Raw genomic sequence first — 423 nt, 5'->3', positions numbered from 1 at the left:
GCCATCTGCCTGGTGCCGTGGAAAAGGGCTTCACGCAGGACACGGTGTGGGTGCGCTTCACATTGCAGCGCACGCCTGAGACCGTGGCCGGATGGCTGTTGCGACTACGCCCCCCTCGAATCAACGACGCCACGCTCTATGCGCCCGACGGCCACGGCGGCTACGCAGAGACCCATCTGGGCGACCGCCAGCCCTTCGCAGACCGCGCAGTCCCCGACCACAACTTCGTCTTTCCGATGGATGTTTCGCTAGATCCACGCGATTACTACCTGAAGCTCAGCAATGCAGGCGTCCCGCTCCGGGTAGAGATGGACGTGTGGCAACCAATAGGGTTCGAACGTTTCCAAAAGCGAGACTACACGGCCATCGGCGTTTTGCTGGGCGCTGCGCTGCTGTCGGTCTGCATGAATCTGATCTTCATGT

The 423-nt window shown here is 61.2% G+C and carries 1 protein-coding gene; it reads left to right on the top strand.

What is annotated here, in order from left to right; all coding sequences use genetic code 11:
- The coding region (locus D7Y13_RS43585) for a 7TMR-DISMED2 domain-containing protein (protein WP_208734685.1) at positions 1 to 423 on the top strand (423 nt) is incomplete at both ends.

The sequence above is a fragment of the Corallococcus praedator genome (assembly GCF_003612125.1).
GTDB classification, from domain to species: domain Bacteria; phylum Myxococcota; class Myxococcia; order Myxococcales; family Myxococcaceae; genus Corallococcus; species Corallococcus praedator.
Note: the sequence above shows the minus strand (reverse complement) of the source record. Positions and strands in the feature narration are given on the sequence as shown.